14 protein-coding genes are annotated in these 17335 nt (G+C 70.5%); 5 read left to right on the top strand and 9 right to left on the bottom strand.

Annotated features, from left to right (window positions below):
• Positions 1-54: 54 nt before the first annotated feature.
• Positions 55-1554 (bottom strand): flavin-containing monooxygenase, encoded by a 1500-nt coding sequence (locus ACO06I_RS20240; RefSeq protein ID WP_421934417.1) that lies wholly within the window; start codon positions 1552-1554, stop codon positions 55-57.
• A 298-nt stretch (positions 1555-1852) separates the two neighbouring features.
• Here ACO06I_RS20240 and ACO06I_RS20235 point away from each other — a divergent pair, with 298 nt between their 5' ends.
• From ACO06I_RS20235 to ACO06I_RS20225, 3 genes are all read left to right on the top strand, one after another.
• Positions 1853-2269 (top strand): rubrerythrin family protein, encoded by a 417-nt coding sequence (locus tag ACO06I_RS20235; RefSeq protein ID WP_304698448.1) that lies wholly within the window; start codon positions 1853-1855, stop codon positions 2267-2269.
• A 226-nt stretch (positions 2270-2495) separates the two neighbouring features.
• On the top strand, positions 2496-3851 hold the full coding sequence (locus ACO06I_RS20230; RefSeq protein WP_421934416.1) for a (Fe-S)-binding protein: 1356 nt from the start codon (positions 2496-2498) through the stop codon (positions 3849-3851).
• Between the two features lie 12 nt (positions 3852-3863).
• Positions 3864-4457 (top strand): DUF3501 family protein, encoded by a 594-nt coding sequence (locus ACO06I_RS20225; protein ID WP_421934415.1) that lies wholly within the window; start codon positions 3864-3866, stop codon positions 4455-4457.
• A 155-nt stretch (positions 4458-4612) separates the two neighbouring features.
• On the opposite strand, the gene ACO06I_RS20220 is transcribed toward ACO06I_RS20225, so the two are convergent.
• Genes ACO06I_RS20220 through ACO06I_RS20210 form a run of 3 tightly spaced genes read right to left on the bottom strand, consistent with a single transcriptional unit; the run spans position 4613 to position 7685 of the window.
• A complete protein-coding gene (locus tag ACO06I_RS20220) occupies positions 4613-5731 on the bottom strand; it encodes a YeiH family protein (protein WP_421934414.1) in 1119 nt (372 codons plus the stop codon).
• Entirely contained in the window at positions 5728-6795 is a 1068-nt protein-coding gene (locus ACO06I_RS20215) for an LLM class flavin-dependent oxidoreductase (protein ID WP_421934413.1), read from the bottom strand. Before ACO06I_RS20215 ends, ACO06I_RS20220 begins: the two co-directional genes overlap by 4 nt.
• Positions 6792-7685, bottom strand: coding sequence for an aldo/keto reductase (locus tag ACO06I_RS20210; protein WP_421934412.1), 894 nt, complete (start codon positions 7683-7685; stop codon positions 6792-6794). The genes ACO06I_RS20215 and ACO06I_RS20210 overlap by 4 nt, the downstream gene beginning before the upstream one ends.
• A gap of 182 nt (positions 7686-7867) precedes the next feature.
• On the opposite strand from ACO06I_RS20210, the gene ACO06I_RS20205 reads away from it, so the two are divergent.
• Complete coding sequence (locus tag ACO06I_RS20205; protein ID WP_421934411.1) at positions 7868-9094, top strand: MFS transporter; 1227 nt, start codon at positions 7868-7870, stop codon at positions 9092-9094.
• On the opposite strand, the gene ACO06I_RS20200 is transcribed toward ACO06I_RS20205, so the two are convergent.
• From ACO06I_RS20200 to ACO06I_RS20180, 5 genes are read right to left on the bottom strand one after another with little or no spacing between them, the layout of a single operon-like run.
• The gene (locus tag ACO06I_RS20200; protein WP_421934410.1) at positions 9091-10068 is read right to left on the bottom strand and encodes an aldose epimerase family protein; all 978 of its coding nucleotides are present in this window, start codon (positions 10066-10068) and stop codon (positions 9091-9093) included. The genes ACO06I_RS20205 and ACO06I_RS20200 overlap by 4 nt on opposite strands.
• A complete protein-coding gene (locus ACO06I_RS20195; protein WP_421934409.1) occupies positions 10065-11078 on the bottom strand; it encodes a UDP-glucose--hexose-1-phosphate uridylyltransferase in 1014 nt (337 codons plus the stop codon). The genes ACO06I_RS20200 and ACO06I_RS20195 overlap by 4 nt, the downstream gene beginning before the upstream one ends.
• Positions 11075-12208, bottom strand: coding sequence for a galactokinase (gene galK / locus ACO06I_RS20190; RefSeq protein WP_421934408.1), 1134 nt, complete (start codon positions 12206-12208; stop codon positions 11075-11077). Before galK ends, ACO06I_RS20195 begins: the two co-directional genes overlap by 4 nt.
• On the bottom strand, positions 12205-14328 hold the full coding sequence (locus tag ACO06I_RS20185) for an alpha-galactosidase (protein ID WP_421934407.1): 2124 nt from the start codon (positions 14326-14328) through the stop codon (positions 12205-12207). Before ACO06I_RS20185 ends, galK begins: the two co-directional genes overlap by 4 nt.
• A complete protein-coding gene (locus tag ACO06I_RS20180; protein WP_421934406.1) occupies positions 14328-15134 on the bottom strand; it encodes a hypothetical protein in 807 nt (268 codons plus the stop codon). Before ACO06I_RS20180 ends, ACO06I_RS20185 begins: the two co-directional genes overlap by 1 nt.
• A gap of 171 nt (positions 15135-15305) precedes the next feature.
• On the opposite strand from ACO06I_RS20180, the gene ACO06I_RS20175 reads away from it, so the two are divergent.
• Complete coding sequence (locus tag ACO06I_RS20175; protein WP_421935110.1) at positions 15306-17270, top strand: sulfotransferase; 1965 nt, start codon at positions 15306-15308, stop codon at positions 17268-17270.
• Positions 17271-17335: the final 65 nt, after the last annotated feature.

The following is a 17335-nucleotide window of genomic DNA, read 5'->3' as shown; positions in this document are numbered from 1 at the left end:
TCACCCATCCTCTCCCCCTGAAGGGGGCGAGGAGTCGCACGGTGGCTCAGCGCCCTACTTGTAGACGAAGGCCTTGTCGTCGAGGTCGATGGCCGGGAACTGTTCCTTCTCGGTGAGGTAGTCCTGGCTGTGGCGCCATTCGGGCTTGTCGCCGCTCTTGGGCAAGAGGTGCATGCCGCGCATCAGGTAGCCGGGGTTGAAGTTCTCCGGATCGATCCAGGGCAGCAGCGGCATGTCCTTGTCCTCGGGCCGCAGGGCGACCTCGACCTTCTTGGCGCCCTTCTCGTCCATGTGCTTGAGCAGGCGCAGGACGAACTGGGCCACCATGTCGGCGCGCAGGGTCCAGGAGGCGCGGAAGTAGCCGAACACCCAGACCATGTTGGGGACGCCGGTGAACATCATGCCGCGATAGGTGACGGTGTCGGCGAAGTTCAGCTTCTTGCCGTCGATGGTGAAGTCGATGTCGCCCAGGACGCAGAGCTCGAAGCCGGTGGCGGTGACGATGATGTCGGCCTCCAGCTCCTGGCCCGACTTCAGCAGGATGCCCTTCTCGGTGAAGCGGTCGATCTCGTCGGTGACGATGGAGGCCTTGCCCGAGGCGATGCCCTGGAACAGGTCGCCGTCCGGAATGAAGGCGATGCGCTGACGCCAGGGGCGGTAGCGGGGGGTGAAGTGCTTGGCCACGTCGAAGTCCTCGCCGAGGAAGGCGCGGACGCCCCCCAGCAGCTCGGCGGTGACCGCCTCGGTGTCCTCCACCGCCCGACGGGCGAAGGCGTCGCCGTCATGGACGATCTTGCGGCGGACAATCTCGTGGATCCACTTCTCGTCGATCTTCAGCTCGCGCAGGGTGTCGGCCAGCTCGTTGGCGTTGCGGCCCGGGATGAAATAGGTCGGCGACCGCTGCAGCAGGGTGACGTGCTCGCAGTCCCCGGCGATGGCCGGGACCAGGGTCGCGGCCGTGGCGCCGGAGCCGATCACCAGGACCTTCTTGCCCTTGTAGTCGAGGTTCTCCGGCCAGGTCTGGGGATGGACGATCTGGCCCTTGTAGTCGGTCATGCCCTCCCACTCGGGGGTGTAGCCCTTGGAGTGGCGGAAGTAGCCCTGGCACATCCACAGGAAGTTGGTGGTGAAGCGCAGGCGCTCGCCGGTGTCGGTGCGCTCGGCCTCCAGGGTCCAGAGGTTGTCCTGGCTGGACCAGACGGCGCTGAGGATGCGGTGCTTGTAGCGGATGTGGCGGTCCAGATCGTTCTCTTCGATCACCTCGCCCATGTAGCGGAGGATTTCCTCGGCGGTGGCGATGGGGGCGCCGACCCAGGGCTTGAAGTGATAGCCGAAGGTGTAGAGGTCGCTGTCGGAACGGATGCCCGGATAGGTGTGGGTGGTCCAGGTGCCGCCGAACTTGTCCTGGTTGTCCAGCACCACGAAGCTGGTCCCCGGCCGTTCCTTGGCCAGGTGATAAGCCCCGCCGACCCCGGAGATGCCGGCGCCGACGATCAGAACGTCGAAATGCTCGGTCTTCTGGGTGGTGCGGGTCAGGGTGGCGGCTTCGGACATGGCTCGGCTCTCGTTGCGCAAAAGGGTCGCTGTTGATCGGGACGTCCGGGGGCGTTCCGTTTGTTTCCTCGTCGCCAAGGTTCGCGCCCCGCGCGGGGGCCGCCTTGATCGGAATCAAGATAACTTATCATTGATCACAAATGGAAGCCCGCACTACGACAAGGGCTTTTCATCGACGCGCTCTATGCTGCGGATAGATTAATTCGATTAGTTCTATGCGGAAAAGCGGCCATACTTGACCTTGAGCAAGACCCGGCCTCGACGCTGGGAGATCCTTAGCCTCACGGGAGATGACCAGATGACCCTCGCCACCAGCAAGACTCTGCAGAACCTCAAGGACGCCTTCGCCGGCGAGAGCCAGGCCAACCGGCGCTACCTCTATTTCGCCCAGAAGGCCGACATCGAAGGCTATAACGATGTGGCCGCGGTGTTCCGCTCCACCGCCGAGGGCGAGACCGGCCACGCCCACGGGCACCTCGAATTCATGGAAGGCGTGGGCGATCCGGCCACCGGCCTGCCGATCGGCGGCACCGAGTTGAACCTCAAGGCCTCCATCGCAGGCGAGACCCACGAATACACCGACATGTATCCGGGCATGGCGCGAACCGCCCGCGACGAGGGCTTCGACGAGATCGCCGACTGGTTCGAGACCCTGGCCAAGGCCGAGAAGTCGCACGCCGGCCGCTTCCAGCGGGCGCTCGAGACCCTGGGCTGAGCAACATCCGGGTCGGCTCACTCGGCCTATCTTTCCGTCATCCCGGACGCCGATAGGCGATCCGGGACCCAGGGGCCACACGCGCCGCCCCTGGGTCCCGGGTCTCCGCTGCGCTTCGCCCGGGATGACGTGGAGGGTTGAGAGCGGAGCGCGACCCCTCATCCGTCGGGCCTTCGCCCGACACCTTCTCCCGCAGGGGGAGTAGGACGCCCTTGGGAGATGGCGCTTGGACGAGAGCCCGAAGACCGCCGCGCGGGAGGGGAGCCTGGATGCGCCCTTCCGCCATCCCATCGCCTGGCGCGACGAGGCCTATTACGACCTGGCCGCCGTCGAGAAGGAGATGGAGCGGCAGTTCGACGTCTGTCACACCTGCCGGCGCTGCTTCAACCTGTGCGACAGCTTCCCGCGCCTGTTCGACATGATCGACGAGGCGCCCACCGGCGAACTCGATAGTGTGCCCAAGGCGGAGTACGCCAAGGTCGATGAGGCCTGCACGCTTTGCGACATGTGCTTCCTGACCAAGTGTCCCTACGTGCCGCCGCACGAGTTCGACATCGACATCCCCCACCTGATCCTGCGCTATCGGGCCGCCAAGCGGCGGGCGGGCGAGAAGGACTTCATCCGCGACCAGCTCGGCCAGACCGACCGCAACGGCAAGCTGGCCAAGCCGGTGGCGGGCCTGGCCAACTGGGCCACCGCGCGGAAGAACACGCCCCTGCGCAAGCTGCTGGACGCGATCGCGGAGATCGACGCCGAGGCCGAGCTGCCCAAATACCACTCGAAGACCGCCACCGACCGGCTGGCCGTCCCCGTGCCGCCCAACCCGCAAGGCCCGGCCTTCGGCCTGCGCAAGGCGGTGCTCTACGCCACCTGCTTCGTGGACTACAACCAGCCCGACACGGCGGTGGCCGCAGCCCGCGTTCTGGCTCTGCAGGGCGTGGAGACGCGGCTGATCTATCCGGAATGCTGCGGCATGCCGCAGCTGGAGTCCGGCGACCTGAAGGACGTGGCCGGCCGGGCCGAGCGGATCGCCAAGGCCTTCGAGCCCTGGATCGCCGACGGCTACGACGTGGTGGCGCTGACCGCCTCCTGCGGCCTGATGATGAAGTTCGAATGGCCGCTGATGCTGCCGGAGAACCACGCCGTCGGCCGCCTGGCCGCCGCCACCCGCGACATCAGCGAATATGTCGTCGACATCGCCCGCACCGAGGGCCTGGCGCCCGGCCTGAGCCCCGTGCCCGGCGGGGTCAGCGTGCACCACGCCTGCCACGCCCGGGCCCAGAACATGGGCCAGAAGTCGGCCGACATGCTGCGGCTGATCCCCGACACCAAGGTCGACGTCATCGAGCGCTGCTCGGGCCATGGCGGCACCTTCGGGATCATGAAGGCGACCCGGCCCGCCGCCCTGAAGGTGGGCAAGCCCACCACCAAGCAGGTGGCGCAGAAGGCCAATGCCGAGCTCTGTTCCGACTGCCCCCTGGCCTGCAAGCACCTGGGCCAAATGCTGGAGGCCGAGACCGGCGGCGCCCAGCCGCGCCAGTCCCACCCCATCGAGATCCTCGCCCGCGCCTACGCCCTCTGAAAGTCCGCCGCCATGCCCGCCAACCTGCGCCAGATCACCAAGGCCGACCTGCTCCCGGACGCCGAGTTCGCCAAGGTGCGCGGCGAACGCCGCAAGGCCCTGCTGCCCACCAAGCGCCTGCGCCGCATCGACCTGGGGCCGATCTGCTCGTTCTATTTCGAGTGCTTCGAGACCATGCTGTTCCAGGTCCAGGAGATGCTGCTGATCGAGAAGGGCGGCGAGGCCCAGCTGGCCGACGAGCTGGCGGCCTACAATCCGCTGATCCCGCAGGGCCAGGAACTGGTGGCCACGGTGATGTTCGAGATCGAGGACGAGGTGCGCCGCGCCGCGACGCTGGCCCGGCTGGGCGGGGTGGAGGATCACTTCTTCGTCCAGGTGGGCGAGGACCGGATGATGGGGGCGCCCGAGGGCGACGTGGAGCGCACCCGGGAGGACGGCAAGACCTCCTCGGTCCACTTCCTGCGCTTTGCTCTGAAGCCCGAGCAGGTGGCGGTGTTCCGCGATCCGGCGGTGACCGTGGCCATCGGCTGCGACCACGAGAGCTACGGGCACCTGGCCCTGCTCAGCCCGGCGACGCGGGCGGAGCTGGCGCGGGACTTCGCCTAGGCGAGCCTCGTCTCCTGAAAATATGTACGTCATCCCGGCCGTAGCGAAGCGGAGAGCCGGGACCCAGGGGCCGCAATCACCCCCCTGGGTCCCAAGTCTCCCTGCGGTCGCCCGGGATGACGGAGTGGGTTTTCCCGCTAGAGCCTCGCCAGCCGCTAACCCAGCAGCAGCATCGCCAGCACCCAGGCCAGCACCACGGCGGTCTCGGCGACGATCAGCAGAACCGGCTTCCAGCCGACATAGACCAGCTCGCCGAGCGAGGTCTTGGCGCCCAGGGCGGCGATGGCGGTCACCAGGCACCAGCGCGAGGCGGTTCCGGCCTGCTCCATGATCCCGGTCGCCACCGCCCCCGAAGAGTTGATCGCCACCAGCACCACGAAGCCGACCAGGAACATCGGCACCAGGGGCGGGCGCTTGCCCGAGGGACCGGCGGTCATCTTCGAGCGGAACATCAGGGCCACCACCAGGATGGTGGGCAGCAGCAGGGCCACCCGGAACAGCTTGACGATGGTGGCGGTGTCGCCGGTCTCCTTGGAGACCCCGTAGCCGGCCCCCACCACCTGGGCCACGTCGTGGATGGTGGCGCCCAGGAAGACCCCGGTCTGGGTGTGGGAAAGGCCCAGCGCCGCGGCGATCACCGGATAGATCACCATGGCGATGGTCGACAGGGTGGTGACCCCCACCACCGTCAGGGTGGTGTCGCGCTCCCGCGTCGGGGTCTGGGGCAGGACCGAGGAGAGGGCGAGCGCCGCCGAGGCGCCGCAGATGGCGACGGCCCCGCCGGTGAGGATGCCGAAGTCGGGCTTCAGCTTGAGCGCCCGCGACAGGGCCCAGCCGGCCAGGATGGTGAGGATCACCCCGCCGGCGGCGATCACCAGCACCTTGCCGCCGAGGGAGCTGACCTGGTCCAAGGTGATGCGGGCGCCCAGCAGGGCGACGCCGAGCCGCAGCACCGTGCGGGCCATGAAGTCGATGCCCGGGCGGCAGCGGGCGTCCTGGCCGACGAAGTTCACAGCCATGCCGATGAGCAGGGCGAACAGCATGACCGGCGCGCCGTAGTGGTCGGCGAGCCAGGTGGCCGAAAGCGCCACCAGGATGGCGATCAGCCCGCCGGGCAGGATGCGGCGGACCGACTGGTAGAGCCGCTGATAGGCGGGCGTCCCGGCCGGGGCCGGGGCGAGGACCGGCACCCCCTCCAGCGAGTCGAAGGAGGCGAAGGCGAACTCGTGCTGCTCGGGCTCTCCCACCCGTGGGTCCCCCGCCTGCGGGGTCACGGCAGCAGGGGCCCGTGGTTCAGCCTCGGCAGGACATGGCGTGCGAAGAGGTCGGCCTCGGCGGCGTGCGGATAGCCCGAGAGGATGAACGCGTCGATGCCCATGGCCTGGTAGGCCTGCAGCTTGGCCAGGACCTGGTCGGGGTCGCCGACAATGGCCGCCCCGCAGCCCGAGCGGGCCCGGCCGATGCCGGTCCAGAGGTTGGCCTCGGCATAGCCGTCATCGGAGGCGCCTTCCCGCAACTCGGCTTGGCGGCGGACGCCCACCGACTGGCTGTCCAGGGACTTGGCGCGGATGGCGTCGCCGGCCGGGGCGTCGAGGTGCGACAGCAGGCGGTCGGCGGCGGCGCGGGCTTCCGCCTCGGTCTCGCGCACCACCACATGGACGCGGTAGCCGAACTTCAGCTTGCGGCCGTGCTTGGTCGCCCGCGCGGTGAGGTCGGCGATGATCTCCTTCACCGCCTCCTGCTTGTCGGGCCACATGAGATAGACGTCGCAGCCCTTGGCGGCGGCCTCGCGGGCGTCCTCCGACAGGCCGCCGAAATAGAACTGGGGCGACTTGCCCGAGACGGTGCGGATGCGCGGCGGCTCCACTTTCAGCTTGTAGAACTCGCCGTCGAAATCCAGGGCCTCGCCGTTCAGCAGGGTCCGCAGGATCTGCATGGTCTCGACGGTGCGGGCATAGCGCGGGGCGCTGGCCAGGGTTTCGCCGGGCATGTCGCTGGAGATGATGTTGATGGTCAGGCGGCCGTTCAGCATCTGGTCGATGGTGGCCAGCTGACGGGCCAGTTGCGGCGGCCACATCTCGCCGCAGCGGATGGCGGCCAGCAGGCGCATGCGCTTGAGCATCGGGGCGATCCCGGCGGCGAAGGCCAGGGTGTCGATCCCCAGGCCGTAGCCCGACGGCAGCAGGATGTTGTCGAAGCCGCCCTTCTCCGCCGTGAGCGCGATGTTGCGGCAGTGCTCCCAGCTCGAGGCCAGGGCCGGGTCGGGTACGCCCAGGAACTCGTAGTCGTCGTCGCAGAGGGCCGAGAACCAGGAGACTTCGCAGGGGGCTTGGGTCACGGCAGGGGAACTCCACGGGCGGCGGTGAGGACGGCGTACCATTCGGGACGGGTGAGTCGGACATCGAGCGCCTTGGCGGCCTCGGCGATCCGTTCCGGCTGCTGCGAGCCGATGATGGGAATGGGCTTGGACGGGTGGGCCAGCAGCCAGGCGTAGGCGGCCAGGGTGCGGGAGATCCCGTGGGCGGCGGCCACCTTGTCCAGCTCGGCGCGGACCGCCAGGACGCGTTCGTCCGTCGACGGACCGTCCGCCAGCCGCCCCTGGGCCAGGGGCGACCAGGCCATGACCCCCATGCCGGTCTCCAGGGCCTGATCCAGGGTCCCATCATAGAGCGGCCCCACCACCAGGGGGGAGAACTCGATCTGCACGCAGGCGATGGGGAAATCGAGATGGGCCTGCAGGGCGGAGACCTGGGCGGCGGTGTGGTTGGAGAGGCCGATCTCGCCGATCTTGCCGGCGGCCCGCAGGCGGGTCAGGACCTGGGCCACCTGCGCCGGGTGGGCCAGGTGGTCAGGGCGGTGGATCTGGTAGAGGTCGATCCGGTCGACCCCCATGCGGGAGAGCGAGGCCTCAACGGCGCTCTCCAGGTAGCCCGGGCTGGAGTCGTAGGGCGTGCCCATGACGATGCCGCCCTTGCTGGCCAGGACCATGCGGTCGCGGAGCTGGGGGGCCTCCTTCAGCACCTGGCCGAACAGGGCCTCGGCGGCGCCGAAGGGCTCGCCGTTGTCGGGGCCGTAGATGTCGGCGGTGTCCAGGAAGGTCAGGCCGGCGGCCAGGGCGGCCTCGACCCGGGCGCGGGCGGCCTTCACGTCGGAGCCCTTGAACCGCCACATCCCCCAGGCCAGGGGCGAGACCTTCAGGGCGCTCTGGCCGAGGGACATTTCCGTCATGGGGTGTGGACGCCGGTTGGAAAATGAAAAAATATGATGATTGTGCGCGAAGCGAACCAATGATGGGCGCGACGCGGAACCGCAAGGTCCTCCTTCGCCCGGAGCGCAGATTTTTCACGCCGGACCAGGCCTCGAGGAAACGGGACTTCACATGACGCATCGCGCCCCCGGCGACGCCTGAGATGGCGGCCGCCTCACGTCTCCGCTGGGTGGTCCTGGCCCTGGTCTTCACCGCCAGCGCCATCAACTACGCCGACCGCCAGATCATCGCCCTGCTCAAGCCCGTGCTGGAGGCCGACCTCGGCTGGACCAACAGCGACTATGCCGGGATCATCGAGAAGTTCCAGCTGGCCACGGCGTGCTCGCTGATGGCGGCGGGCTGGTTCGTCGACCGGGTGGGCGTGCGCCGCGGCTATGCCTGGGGCGTGGGCGTCTGGAGCCTGGCGGCCATGGCCCACGGCCTGGCCTACACCATCGGCCAGTTCACCGGCGCCCGGGTGGTGCTGGCCGTCGCCGAGACCGTGAACACCCCGGCGGCCATCAAGACCACCACCGCCTGGTTCCCGGCCAAGGAGCGGTCGCTGGCCATGGGCATCGTCAACTCGGCCCCCAACCTGGGCGCCATCTTCGTGCCGCTGCTGGTGCCGGCCCTGGCGCTCGCCCTGGGCTGGCGGGCGGCCTTCCTAATCACCGGGGGAATCGGCTTCGTCTGGCTGGCCGCCTGGCTGGTGATGGGCCGGCGCAGCGACGCGGTGGAGGAGGAAGGCGCGGTGGACGTGGCCGCCGTCGAGGGCGCGCCCACCCCCTGGCTCTCCCTGCTGGCCGACCGCCGCACCTGGGCGGTGGCCGGCGCCAAGTTCCTCACCGACATGGGCTGGTGGTTCCTGCTGTTCTGGGGGCCGGACTTCTTCCACCGCCAGTTCGGCCTGGGCCTGGACAGGCTGGGTCCGCCCCTGGCGATCGTCTACGGCCTGGCCGCGTGCGGATCGTTCGCGGGCGGCTATATCGCCAGCCGGCTGCTGGCCGCCGGCGTGAATGTGAACCTGGCGCGCAAGGGCGTCATGCTGGGGGGCGCCCTGCTGGTGGCGCCGATCCCGCTGGTGCTGGGGGCGCAGAGCTACTGGGTCGCGGCCCTGGTCCTGGGAATCGCGCTCGCCGGCCACCAGGCCTTCTCCACCAACATCTTCGCCTTCACCGCCGACGTCTTCCCGGCCAAGGTCATCGGCGCGGTGATCGGCATCGGGGCGACGGCGGGGACGCTCGGGGGCCTGGGCATCCAGACCTTCACCGGCTGGACCCTGGACAATGGCGGCGGCTATCTGCCGATGTTCGCAGTGGTGGCCGGCGCCTATCTGCTGGCGCTGGCCTGGATCCACCTGCTGGTCCCGAGGATCACCCCGGCGGACTAGGTCGCATCCAGCTTGAACACCGTGGTCGACTTCCAGACCACGCCTGGCCGCAGCAGGGTGGGGGTGAAGTTGGGCTGGTTGGGGGCGTCCGGGGCGTGCTCGGTCTCCAGCGCGATCCCGCCCCAGCCGGTATAGGCCGTCAGGCAAGGCTCGGTGGTGGCGATGTCGAGGCTGCGTCCCGTGGCCGGGTGGCTCAGCCGGGCGGCCGGCGCCAGGACGCCGCGCTTCCTGTCGGCCAGGACGAAGGTGTGGTCCAGCTCCTCGGCCAGGATCCGCGGCTGGCGATAGTCGAGCTCCGAGCCCGCCAGGTCGAGGATCTCGCCGGTGGGGCACAGGGTCTCGTCGGTGGCCAGGACGCCGTGGGCCAGGACCTGCAGTTCGTGGTCGCGGACGTGGCGGGCGTCGAGGCCGGCCAGGTTCCAGTAGGTGTGGTTGGTGAGGTTGACCACCGTGGGCGCCGTGGTGGTCGCCCGCAGCTCGAGCCGCAGCTCGTTTCCGCGGGTCAGCTCATAGGTCGCCTGGACGGTGAGTTCGCCGGGGAAGCCCATGTCGCCGTCGGGGCTGACATGGGAGAGGCTCACCTGGGCGCCGGCGCGGGTCTCCTGGGCCTTGGCCGTCCAGACCGCCTTGTCGAACCCGGCGCGGCCGCCGTGCAGGCAGTTGTCCCCGTCGTTGCGGTCCAACTCGTAGGCGCGGCCGTCGATGGCGAACCTTCCCCCCGCGATGCGGCCCGCATAGCGCCCCACCAGGCAGCCGAAATAGCGCGGGCTCTCCAGATAACGCTCCAGGTGGTCGTAGCCGAGGACGATGTCGTCCAGCGTCCCGTCCCGGTCCGGCGCCCGGATCGACTGGACCGTCCCGCCATAGGTGAGGATCCGCACCGAGACCCCGTGCACATTGGTGAGGGTGTAGGCGTCCACCATCGGGCCGCTGGGCAGGCGGCTGAGGGGCTTCATGGCGATGGGGTCGTTCATACCAGGGTCCGCAGCCGCGCGGCGGCCTCCTCGGGCGTCAGGTCGCGTTGGGGCATGGCCAGCATCTCGTAGCCCACCATGAACTTGCGCACGGAGGCCGAGCGCAGAAGGGGCGGGTAGAAGTGGGCGTGCAGGGTGATGTGTTCCTCGGGCCGCCCGTCCACCGGACGCTGGTGGAAACCCATGGTGTAGGGGAAGGGTGTGTCGAAAAGCCGGTCATAGGCCCGCGTCAGCCGCGACAGCACATCGGCCAGGCCCGCCCGCTCGCGCACGCTCAGCTCGTCCAGGCCGGTGACCGAGCGGCGGGGCAGGACCAGGGTCTCGAAGGGCCAGGCGGCCCAGTAGGGGACCAGGGCGACGAAGGTGTCGTTCTGCACGACGATCCGCTCGCCGACCTCGAACTCGCGCTCCAGATAGGCGGTCAGCAGGGGGACGTCGTTGGCGACGAGCCAGGCGCGCTGGCAGGCGTCCTCGGCCACCTGTTCGTTGGGCAGGTGCTGCTGGGCCCAGATCTGGCCGTGGGGATGGGGATTGCTCGCCCCCATCATCTCGCCGCGGTTCTCGAAGATGGTCACCGCGCCGATGTCCGGGCGGCCGGCCAGCTCCACAAACTGCTCGGTCCAGGCGTCGATCACCGCCTCGATCTGGGCGCGGCTCATCCCGGCCATGGTGAGGCTGTGGTCGGGGGAATAGCAGATCACCCGGCAGACCCCGGCCTCGGGCTCGGAGACCAGCAGCGGATCGGGCTCCGGACCGGGCGCCGTCAGGCCCGGCAGCAGGGCCGGATAGTCGTTGTCGAAGACATAGACCCCTTGATAGTCCGGATTGACCGCCCCCCCGGCCCGGGTCACCCCGGCGCAGAGATAGCAGGACGGATCGTGGATCAGGCCGGAGGCGGGCTTGGGCGCGCTGGCCGCCCCCTGCCAGGGCCGACTGACCCGCTGGGGCGAGACCAGCACCCAGTCGCCGGTGAGCAGGTTGAGACGCCGTTCGGGCCGGGGCGCGGTCATGGCCTCACCTCCGCCGCCCCGCCCACCGTCCGGCAGAGGAAGGCGTCGGGGACCCGGCCGATCGCCTCGCCGTAGGCGGCCTGGATGGCGGCCATGGCGGCGTCCGCCCGGTCCTGGTCCACCAGGGCGATCACGCAGCCGCCGAAGCCGCCGCCCATCATGCGGGCCCCGTGCACGCCCGGTGTCGCGCGGGCGATCCTCGCCAGACTGTCGAGCGCGGGCAGGCTGACCTCCATGTCCTCGCTCAGGCTCTGGTGGGACTGGTCCATCAGCCGACCTAGACCCGGCAGGTCCCCCATGGCCATGGCTTTCATCGCGGCCAGCACCCGGGCGTTCTCGCTCACCACGTGGCGGCAGCGGCGGGCCGGGCCGCCGTCGAGCCGCGCCAGGGCCGCCGGCAGGTCGGCCGCGCCGACGTCGCGCAGGCTGGCCACCCCCAGGACGGCGGCGGCCGCCTCGCAGTCCTCGCGGCGCGCTCTGTACTCGCCCGAGGCCAGGCGGCGCTCGGCCATGCTGTTGACCAAAAGGAAGGTCGCGCCCTCCGGCAGATGGGCCGGGGTGGCCTCCAGGCTGCGGCAGTCCAGCATCACCGCCCCGCCGGCCACGCCGTTGGCCGATGCGAACTGGTCCATGATCCCGCAGGGCACACCCACGAAATCGTTCTCGGCGGCCTGGGCCCAGAGCGCCACCTGGCGTCCATCGGCGCTCCGCCCAGCCAGGGCCAGCAGGGCCAGGGTGACAGCCACCTCCAGGGCGGCCGAGGAGGAGACCCCGGCGCCCATGGGGACGTCGGACTCGATCAGGAGGTCGGCGCCGGCCACCGGGACGCCGGCCCGCAACAGGGTCGCCGCCACGCCCGCCACATAGTCGGTCCAGTCGCCGCGACGGGCCATGGCGGCGAGGTCCAGCTCCGCCTGCTCCCCCAGGGTGGCGCTGGCCACCCGCAGGGTCGCACGGCCGTTCGGCGCGGCGGCCACACGGCACCAGCGGTCGATGGCGGCGGGCAGGACGAAGCCGCCGCAATAGTCGGTGTGCTCGCCGATGATGTTGATGCGCCCCGGCGCCTGGAACAGGCGGGGCGCGGCGCCGAAGCGGGCGCGGAAGGCGGCGGCGAGGTCGGCCGGGCTCACGGGGCGACCCGCTCCAGGCGGAAGACGGCGATCTCCCCGGCCCGCATAACCGGCAGGGGCAGGCCCAGCTGGGCCAGCATCAGGCCGGTGGCGCGCAGGACGTCGCCCTTCACCAGGGGGATGCGCCGCTTCATCACCGCGAAGGGCCGCTCGGGCGGATTGACCATGGTGATCTCGTAGGTCGCCTCTGGCTCCAGGCCCACCAGGCGCAGGGGGAGCAGGCCCACCGTCAGGGGCGTCGCCACCTGAGCGGCGGAGACCAGGCCCAGGGTCTCGCCGAGCTGGGCGAAGGCCAGGCAGCCAGGATCGGGATGTTCCAGCCGCAGGGTGCGCCCGGCGTGCAGCTCCGCCCGCAGGGTCTTGTGAACGGCGATGGCGGCGGCCAGCGCGGCGCGCTCCGCGTCGGAGAAGGCCCGCAGGTCGGCCTCGATCCCCATGTGGGCGGGCAGCGCGGTCATGGCCCGCAGGTCGAGGCTGGCGGTGCGCGCCGTGGTGTGGCTGGCCGCGGCCCCGACATGGGAGCCCATCACCTCGGGTGGGAAGAAGATGGAGAAGCCCCGCTGGATCGCCTGGCGCTCGATGGGGTCGTTGCAGTCCGAGGTCCAGATGCGGTCGGTGCGCCGCAGGATCTCGTAGTCGGCGCGGCCGCCGCCGGAGGAGCAGCTCTCGATCTCCACCCCCGGATGGGCGGCCCGCAGCCGATCGATCAGGGCGTAGACGGCCAGCGTCTGGCGATGCACCGCCGCCCGCCCGCCGCTGAGCGCGTGGGTCAGGTCGCGGTTCATGTCCCACTTCAGATAGCCGATGGCGTTCTGGCTCAGCAGGGCGTCCAGCTGGCCAAAGAGGTTGTCGCTGACCTCGGGCCGGGTCAGGTCCAGGACGTACTGGCCGCGCCCCAGGGGCTGGTCGCGGCCGGGATCGCCGAGGATCCAGTCGGGGTGGGCCCGCAGCAGGTCGGAGTCGGCGTTTGCCATCTCCGGCTCGACCCAGAGGCCGAACTCCAGGCCCAGGCCGCGCACGTGGTCGATCAGCGGCGTCAGGCCGTCCGGGTACTTGGCCGGATCGACGCTCCAGTCGCCGAGGCCTGAGCGGTCGTCGGGGCGGCCCTTGAACCAGCCGTCGTCCAGCACATAGCGCTCGGCGCCGGCCTCCGCGGCCAAGTCGGCGAGGGTCTTCAGGGTGGCCAGGTCGTGGTCGAAATAGATGGCTTCCCAGCCGTTGTAGTGCACCGGCCGGGTCTTGCCCCGCAGCCGGCCGCCGAGGATCACGTCACGCACGAAGGGGTGGAAGCGGTCCGAGAGGCCGTTCAGGCCGCACGCCGATCGGGCCAGGTAGAGGGCCGGGGTCTCGTAGGTCTCGCCAGGCGCCAGGATCACCTCGCCGGAGTGCAGCAGCTCGCCGGCCTGGACCTGGATGCGGCCGTCCCGCAGGCGCTCGGCGAAGATGCGGTGATCGCCGCTCCAGGCCAGGTGCAGGCCGATGGCTTCGCCGTGGATCTCGCCGAACCCGGACTCGCCGATCACCGCGAAGGGCGGGGCGTGATGGGAGGTGCGGCCCGTGCGGTTCTCCTTGGCGATCAGCCCGGTGGACAGCGTCTGGCGGACGGGGATGAACTCCCGCGTCCAGCGCCCGTCGAACAGCAGCAGGTCGGCGTGGGGGCTGTCGAAGGCGCCGGCCGCCAGCCAGTCGAGGGTCAGGGGTTCGGTCCCCAGGTTGGTCAGGGCCGCGCGGCTCGACAGCACGCCGCTCGCCGCGTCGAGGGCCAGGGTCAGGCTCAGGCGCACGGCCGCGGCGGCGTCCTCGAGCACCAGGTGGGCGGCGCCTGGCGCCAGCTCCGAGGCGGCCAGGGTCATCTGGGTGACCAGCTCGGCGCCGTCGCGATGGGCCAGCAAGCCGGGGTGGCCGGTGAACCCCTGCCCCGCCTCCGGCAGCCAGGTGAGCCGCTCGCCGCCATCCAGCATGCCGTGGGGGATGGCGCGCAGGGAGAGACGGGCCAGGGCCGGCACGGGGTCGGCGGGGCCCAGATCCGGGCCCCAATAGACCAGCCGCGGCGCCCCGGCCTCGGTGGTGAGGAAGACGAGGGTCTCGCCGCCCCCATCCAGGCGGAAGCCCTGGGACATCAGGACCGCGCCTTCGGGGTCATGACCAGCCAGGGGGTGGGCTTGATCCGCCACTCCCAGACCGCCAGCAGGTGGTCGAGATGCCCGAGCCGCGCCAGCCAGTCCGGCAGGGGCGTGGTCTTGCCCTGCTGGTCGAGGCGCTGGATGTCGTGGGTGGCGTCGAACCGCTCCCGCAGGCGCTCCAGCACGCCGGGCTTGTAGACGTCGTGGGTCTCGACGATCAGGCTCATCTGGGCCAGGGCCGGCGACAGGTCGGGACGCAGCAGGTCGTCCTCGGCCCCCTCCACGTCCATCATCACCAGACACCTGCGGTCGGCGAAGGCCTCGAAACCGGTGGGGGTGAAGAGCTCGCCGATGATCACCCGGTCGCCGACACCATTCTTGGCGGCCAGCTCGGCGCAGGCGACCCGGGCCTTCTCGACGATGTCATAGGCGTAGACCGTGACCTGGGGCATCAGACGCGCCAGGCCGACGGCGTAGTAGCCCTCGGCGCAGCCCACATCGATGACGCAGTCGAAGTCCTCGGCGGCGAACCGCGCGATCGCCGGATGCAGTTCGGATTCGTAGGAGCCCAGCAGGCGCGGCGCCAGCGCCCCTTCGGTGGCGTCCTTGACATAGTCCATGCCGGCGAAGGGGCCGTTGAGGATCTTGCCGTCGTGCAGCCGCGCCAAGGTCGCGGCGATGGACCGGGAGCGCCAGATGGCCAGCACCCGCAGCATGGTGCTCAGCTCGGATTCCTTGGCGAGGGGCGGGTCGCGCGCCACCCGAGCCTTGATCCAGGCGGCCACTTCATCAGCATAGCTCATCCCCCGAACATAGGTTGAACCCGCCGCCCGAGGAAACAGCCCTGACGCTGCAATTGACAGGTTCGGCACGCCCCGGTCTTGATCGGCCATGTCCCAACCCCAGGCGCGCCCGTGACCGAGACCTCCGAACCGGTCGGAACCCTGGCCACCGCCCTGGCCCATACCCGCCGGATGCTGGCCGCGCGGCCGGACCTCGCCGAGGTCCAGGCCCGGGAGATCCTGACGGTCGCGCCGGGTCATCCCGAGGCGGTCCTGCTGCTGGGCCAGGCCGTGGGGGGGCAGGGACGCCTGGGCGAGGCCCTGGCCCTGCTCGAGCCCCTGGCGGCGTCCCAGCCGCGCTGGTCGATGGCGCACCTGGAACTGGGGCGGGCCCGCGGCGAGGCCGGGGACGGGAGCGGCGCCCTGGCCGCCCTGCAGACCGCAGTGACCTTGAAGCCCGACCTCGCCGAGGCCTGGCGGCTGCTGGCCGAACAGCACCGTCTGGCGGGCGACACGCGGGCCGCCGAGGCCGCGGTGGCCCGGCACCTGGCGGCCTCGACCCAGGATCCCCAGCTTCTCGCCGCGGCCGCCGCCCTGGTGGAGGGCAAGCTCGCCGTGGCCGAGCACGCGCTGCGCGACCTGCTGCGCGAGCGCCCCGACGAGGTCGCGGCCCTGCGCATGCTGGCCGAGGTGGCCACCCGCCTGGCCCGCTACGAAAACGCCGAGACCCTTCTGGCCCGGGCGCTGGAGCTGGCGCCGGAATTCGCCGCGGCGCGGATGAACTACGCCGTGGTGCTCTATCGTCAGACCAAGGCCGCGGCGGCCGCGGAACAGGCCGAGCGCCTGCTGGCGGGCGACCCGCGCAATCCCGGCTACCGCAACCTGCTGGCCGCGGCCCTGGGCCAGCTCGGCGAGTACCAGCGGACCATCGAGATCTATCAGGCCCTGCTGGCCGACTTCCCCGCCCAGCCCAAGGCCTGGATGAGCCTGGGCCACGCCCTGAAGACCGTGGGGCGCCAGGCCGACGCCATCGCCGCCTACCGTCGCAGCCTGGCCCTGGCGCCGCAGCTGGGGGAGACCTGGTGGAGCCTAGCCAACCTCAAGACCTGGCGGTTCGAGCCCGCCGATCTGGCGGCCATGCGCGCGGCCCTGGGGCGGACCGACCTCGGCGACGAGGACCGTTTCCACCTGGAGTTCGCCCTGGGCAAGGCCCTGGAGGACGCCGGCGAGGCCCAGGCCGCCTTCGAGGCCTATGCCCGGGGAAACGCCCGGCGCCGCGAGACCCTGGACTACGACCCCGAGGAGACCCACGCCCACCTGGCGCGCTCCAAGGCCCTGTTCACCCCGGGCTTCTTCGCGGCGCGGAGCGGCCAGGGCCATGACGCCCCCGACCCGATCTTCGTGGTGGGCCTGCCGCGCTCCGGCTCCACCCTGGTGGAGCAGATCCTGGCCAGCCACAGTCTCGTGGAAGGCACCATGGAGCTGCCCGACCTGCCGGCCATGGCCAAGCGCCTGGGCGCCCGGTCGCGTCGGGACGACCCCAGCGCCTATCCGCAGGTGCTGGCCGACCTCGACCCCGACGCCCTGAAGGCCCTGGGGGAAGAGTACTTGGAGCGCACGCGGCGCCAGCGGAAGACCGACCGACCCTTCTTCATCGACAAGATGCCCAACAACTTCAGCCACGTCGGGCTGATCCACCTGATCCTGCCTAACGCCAAGATCATCGACGCGCGGCGTCATCCCCTGGGGTGCTGCTTCTCGGGCTTCAAGCAGCACTTCGCCCGGGGCCAGGCCTTCACCTACGACCTGACCGACCTCGGCCGCTACTATGCCGACTATGTGGCCCTGATGGCCCATTTCGACGCCGTCCTGCCCGGCCGCGTCCATCGGGTGATCTATGAGGCGATGGTGGCCGATCCGGAGGGTGAAGTCCGCGCGCTGCTGGCGGCCTGCGGCCTGGACTACGAGCCCGGCTGCCTGGCCTTCCACGAGAACGACCGGGCCGTGCGCACCGCCAGTTCCGAGCAGGTCCGCCGCCCGATCTTCACCGAGGGGGTCGACCAGTGGCGGAAGTTCGAACCCTGGCTGGGGCCGCTGAAGACCGCCCTGGGGCCGGTGCTGGAGGCCTATCCCGAGGCGCCCGATTTCGACGCCTGAACTGTCCGGACTCCGTCAATCGGCGGCTCACGGGGTGGCGCCCGGGCAACACCGTTCGACGACCT

The organism is Phenylobacterium sp. (assembly GCF_965229015.1).
Taxonomy (GTDB): domain Bacteria; phylum Pseudomonadota; class Alphaproteobacteria; order Caulobacterales; family Caulobacteraceae; genus Phenylobacterium.
Note: the sequence above shows the minus strand (reverse complement) of the source record. Positions and strands in the feature narration are given on the sequence as shown.

Excerpts from the sequence above, each read along its gene's own strand:
- ACO06I_RS20180 (WP_421934406.1), bottom strand. The coding sequence starts at position 15,134 with ATGAGCTATGCTGATGAAGTGGCCGCCTGGATCAAGGCTCGGGTGGCG.
- ACO06I_RS20210 (WP_421934412.1), bottom strand. The coding sequence starts at position 7,685 with ATGACGGAAATGTCCCTCGGCCAGAGCGCCCTGAAGGTCTCGCCCCTG.
- ACO06I_RS20200 (WP_421934410.1), bottom strand. The coding sequence starts at position 10,068 with ATGAACGACCCCATCGCCATGAAGCCCCTCAGCCGCCTGCCCAGCGGC.
- ACO06I_RS20175 (WP_421935110.1), top strand. The coding sequence starts at position 15,306 with ATGCTGGCCGCGCGGCCGGACCTCGCCGAGGTCCAGGCCCGGGAGATC.
- ACO06I_RS20235 (WP_304698448.1), top strand. The coding sequence starts at position 1,853 with ATGACCCTCGCCACCAGCAAGACTCTGCAGAACCTCAAGGACGCCTTC.
- ACO06I_RS20205 (WP_421934411.1), top strand. The coding sequence starts at position 7,868 with ATGGCGGCCGCCTCACGTCTCCGCTGGGTGGTCCTGGCCCTGGTCTTC.
- ACO06I_RS20225 (WP_421934415.1), top strand. The coding sequence starts at position 3,864 with ATGCCCGCCAACCTGCGCCAGATCACCAAGGCCGACCTGCTCCCGGAC.
- ACO06I_RS20195 (WP_421934409.1), bottom strand. The coding sequence starts at position 11,078 with ATGACCGCGCCCCGGCCCGAACGGCGTCTCAACCTGCTCACCGGCGAC.
- ACO06I_RS20240 (WP_421934417.1), bottom strand. The coding sequence starts at position 1,554 with ATGTCCGAAGCCGCCACCCTGACCCGCACCACCCAGAAGACCGAGCAT.
- ACO06I_RS20185 (WP_421934407.1), bottom strand. The coding sequence starts at position 14,328 with ATGTCCCAGGGCTTCCGCCTGGATGGGGGCGGCGAGACCCTCGTCTTC.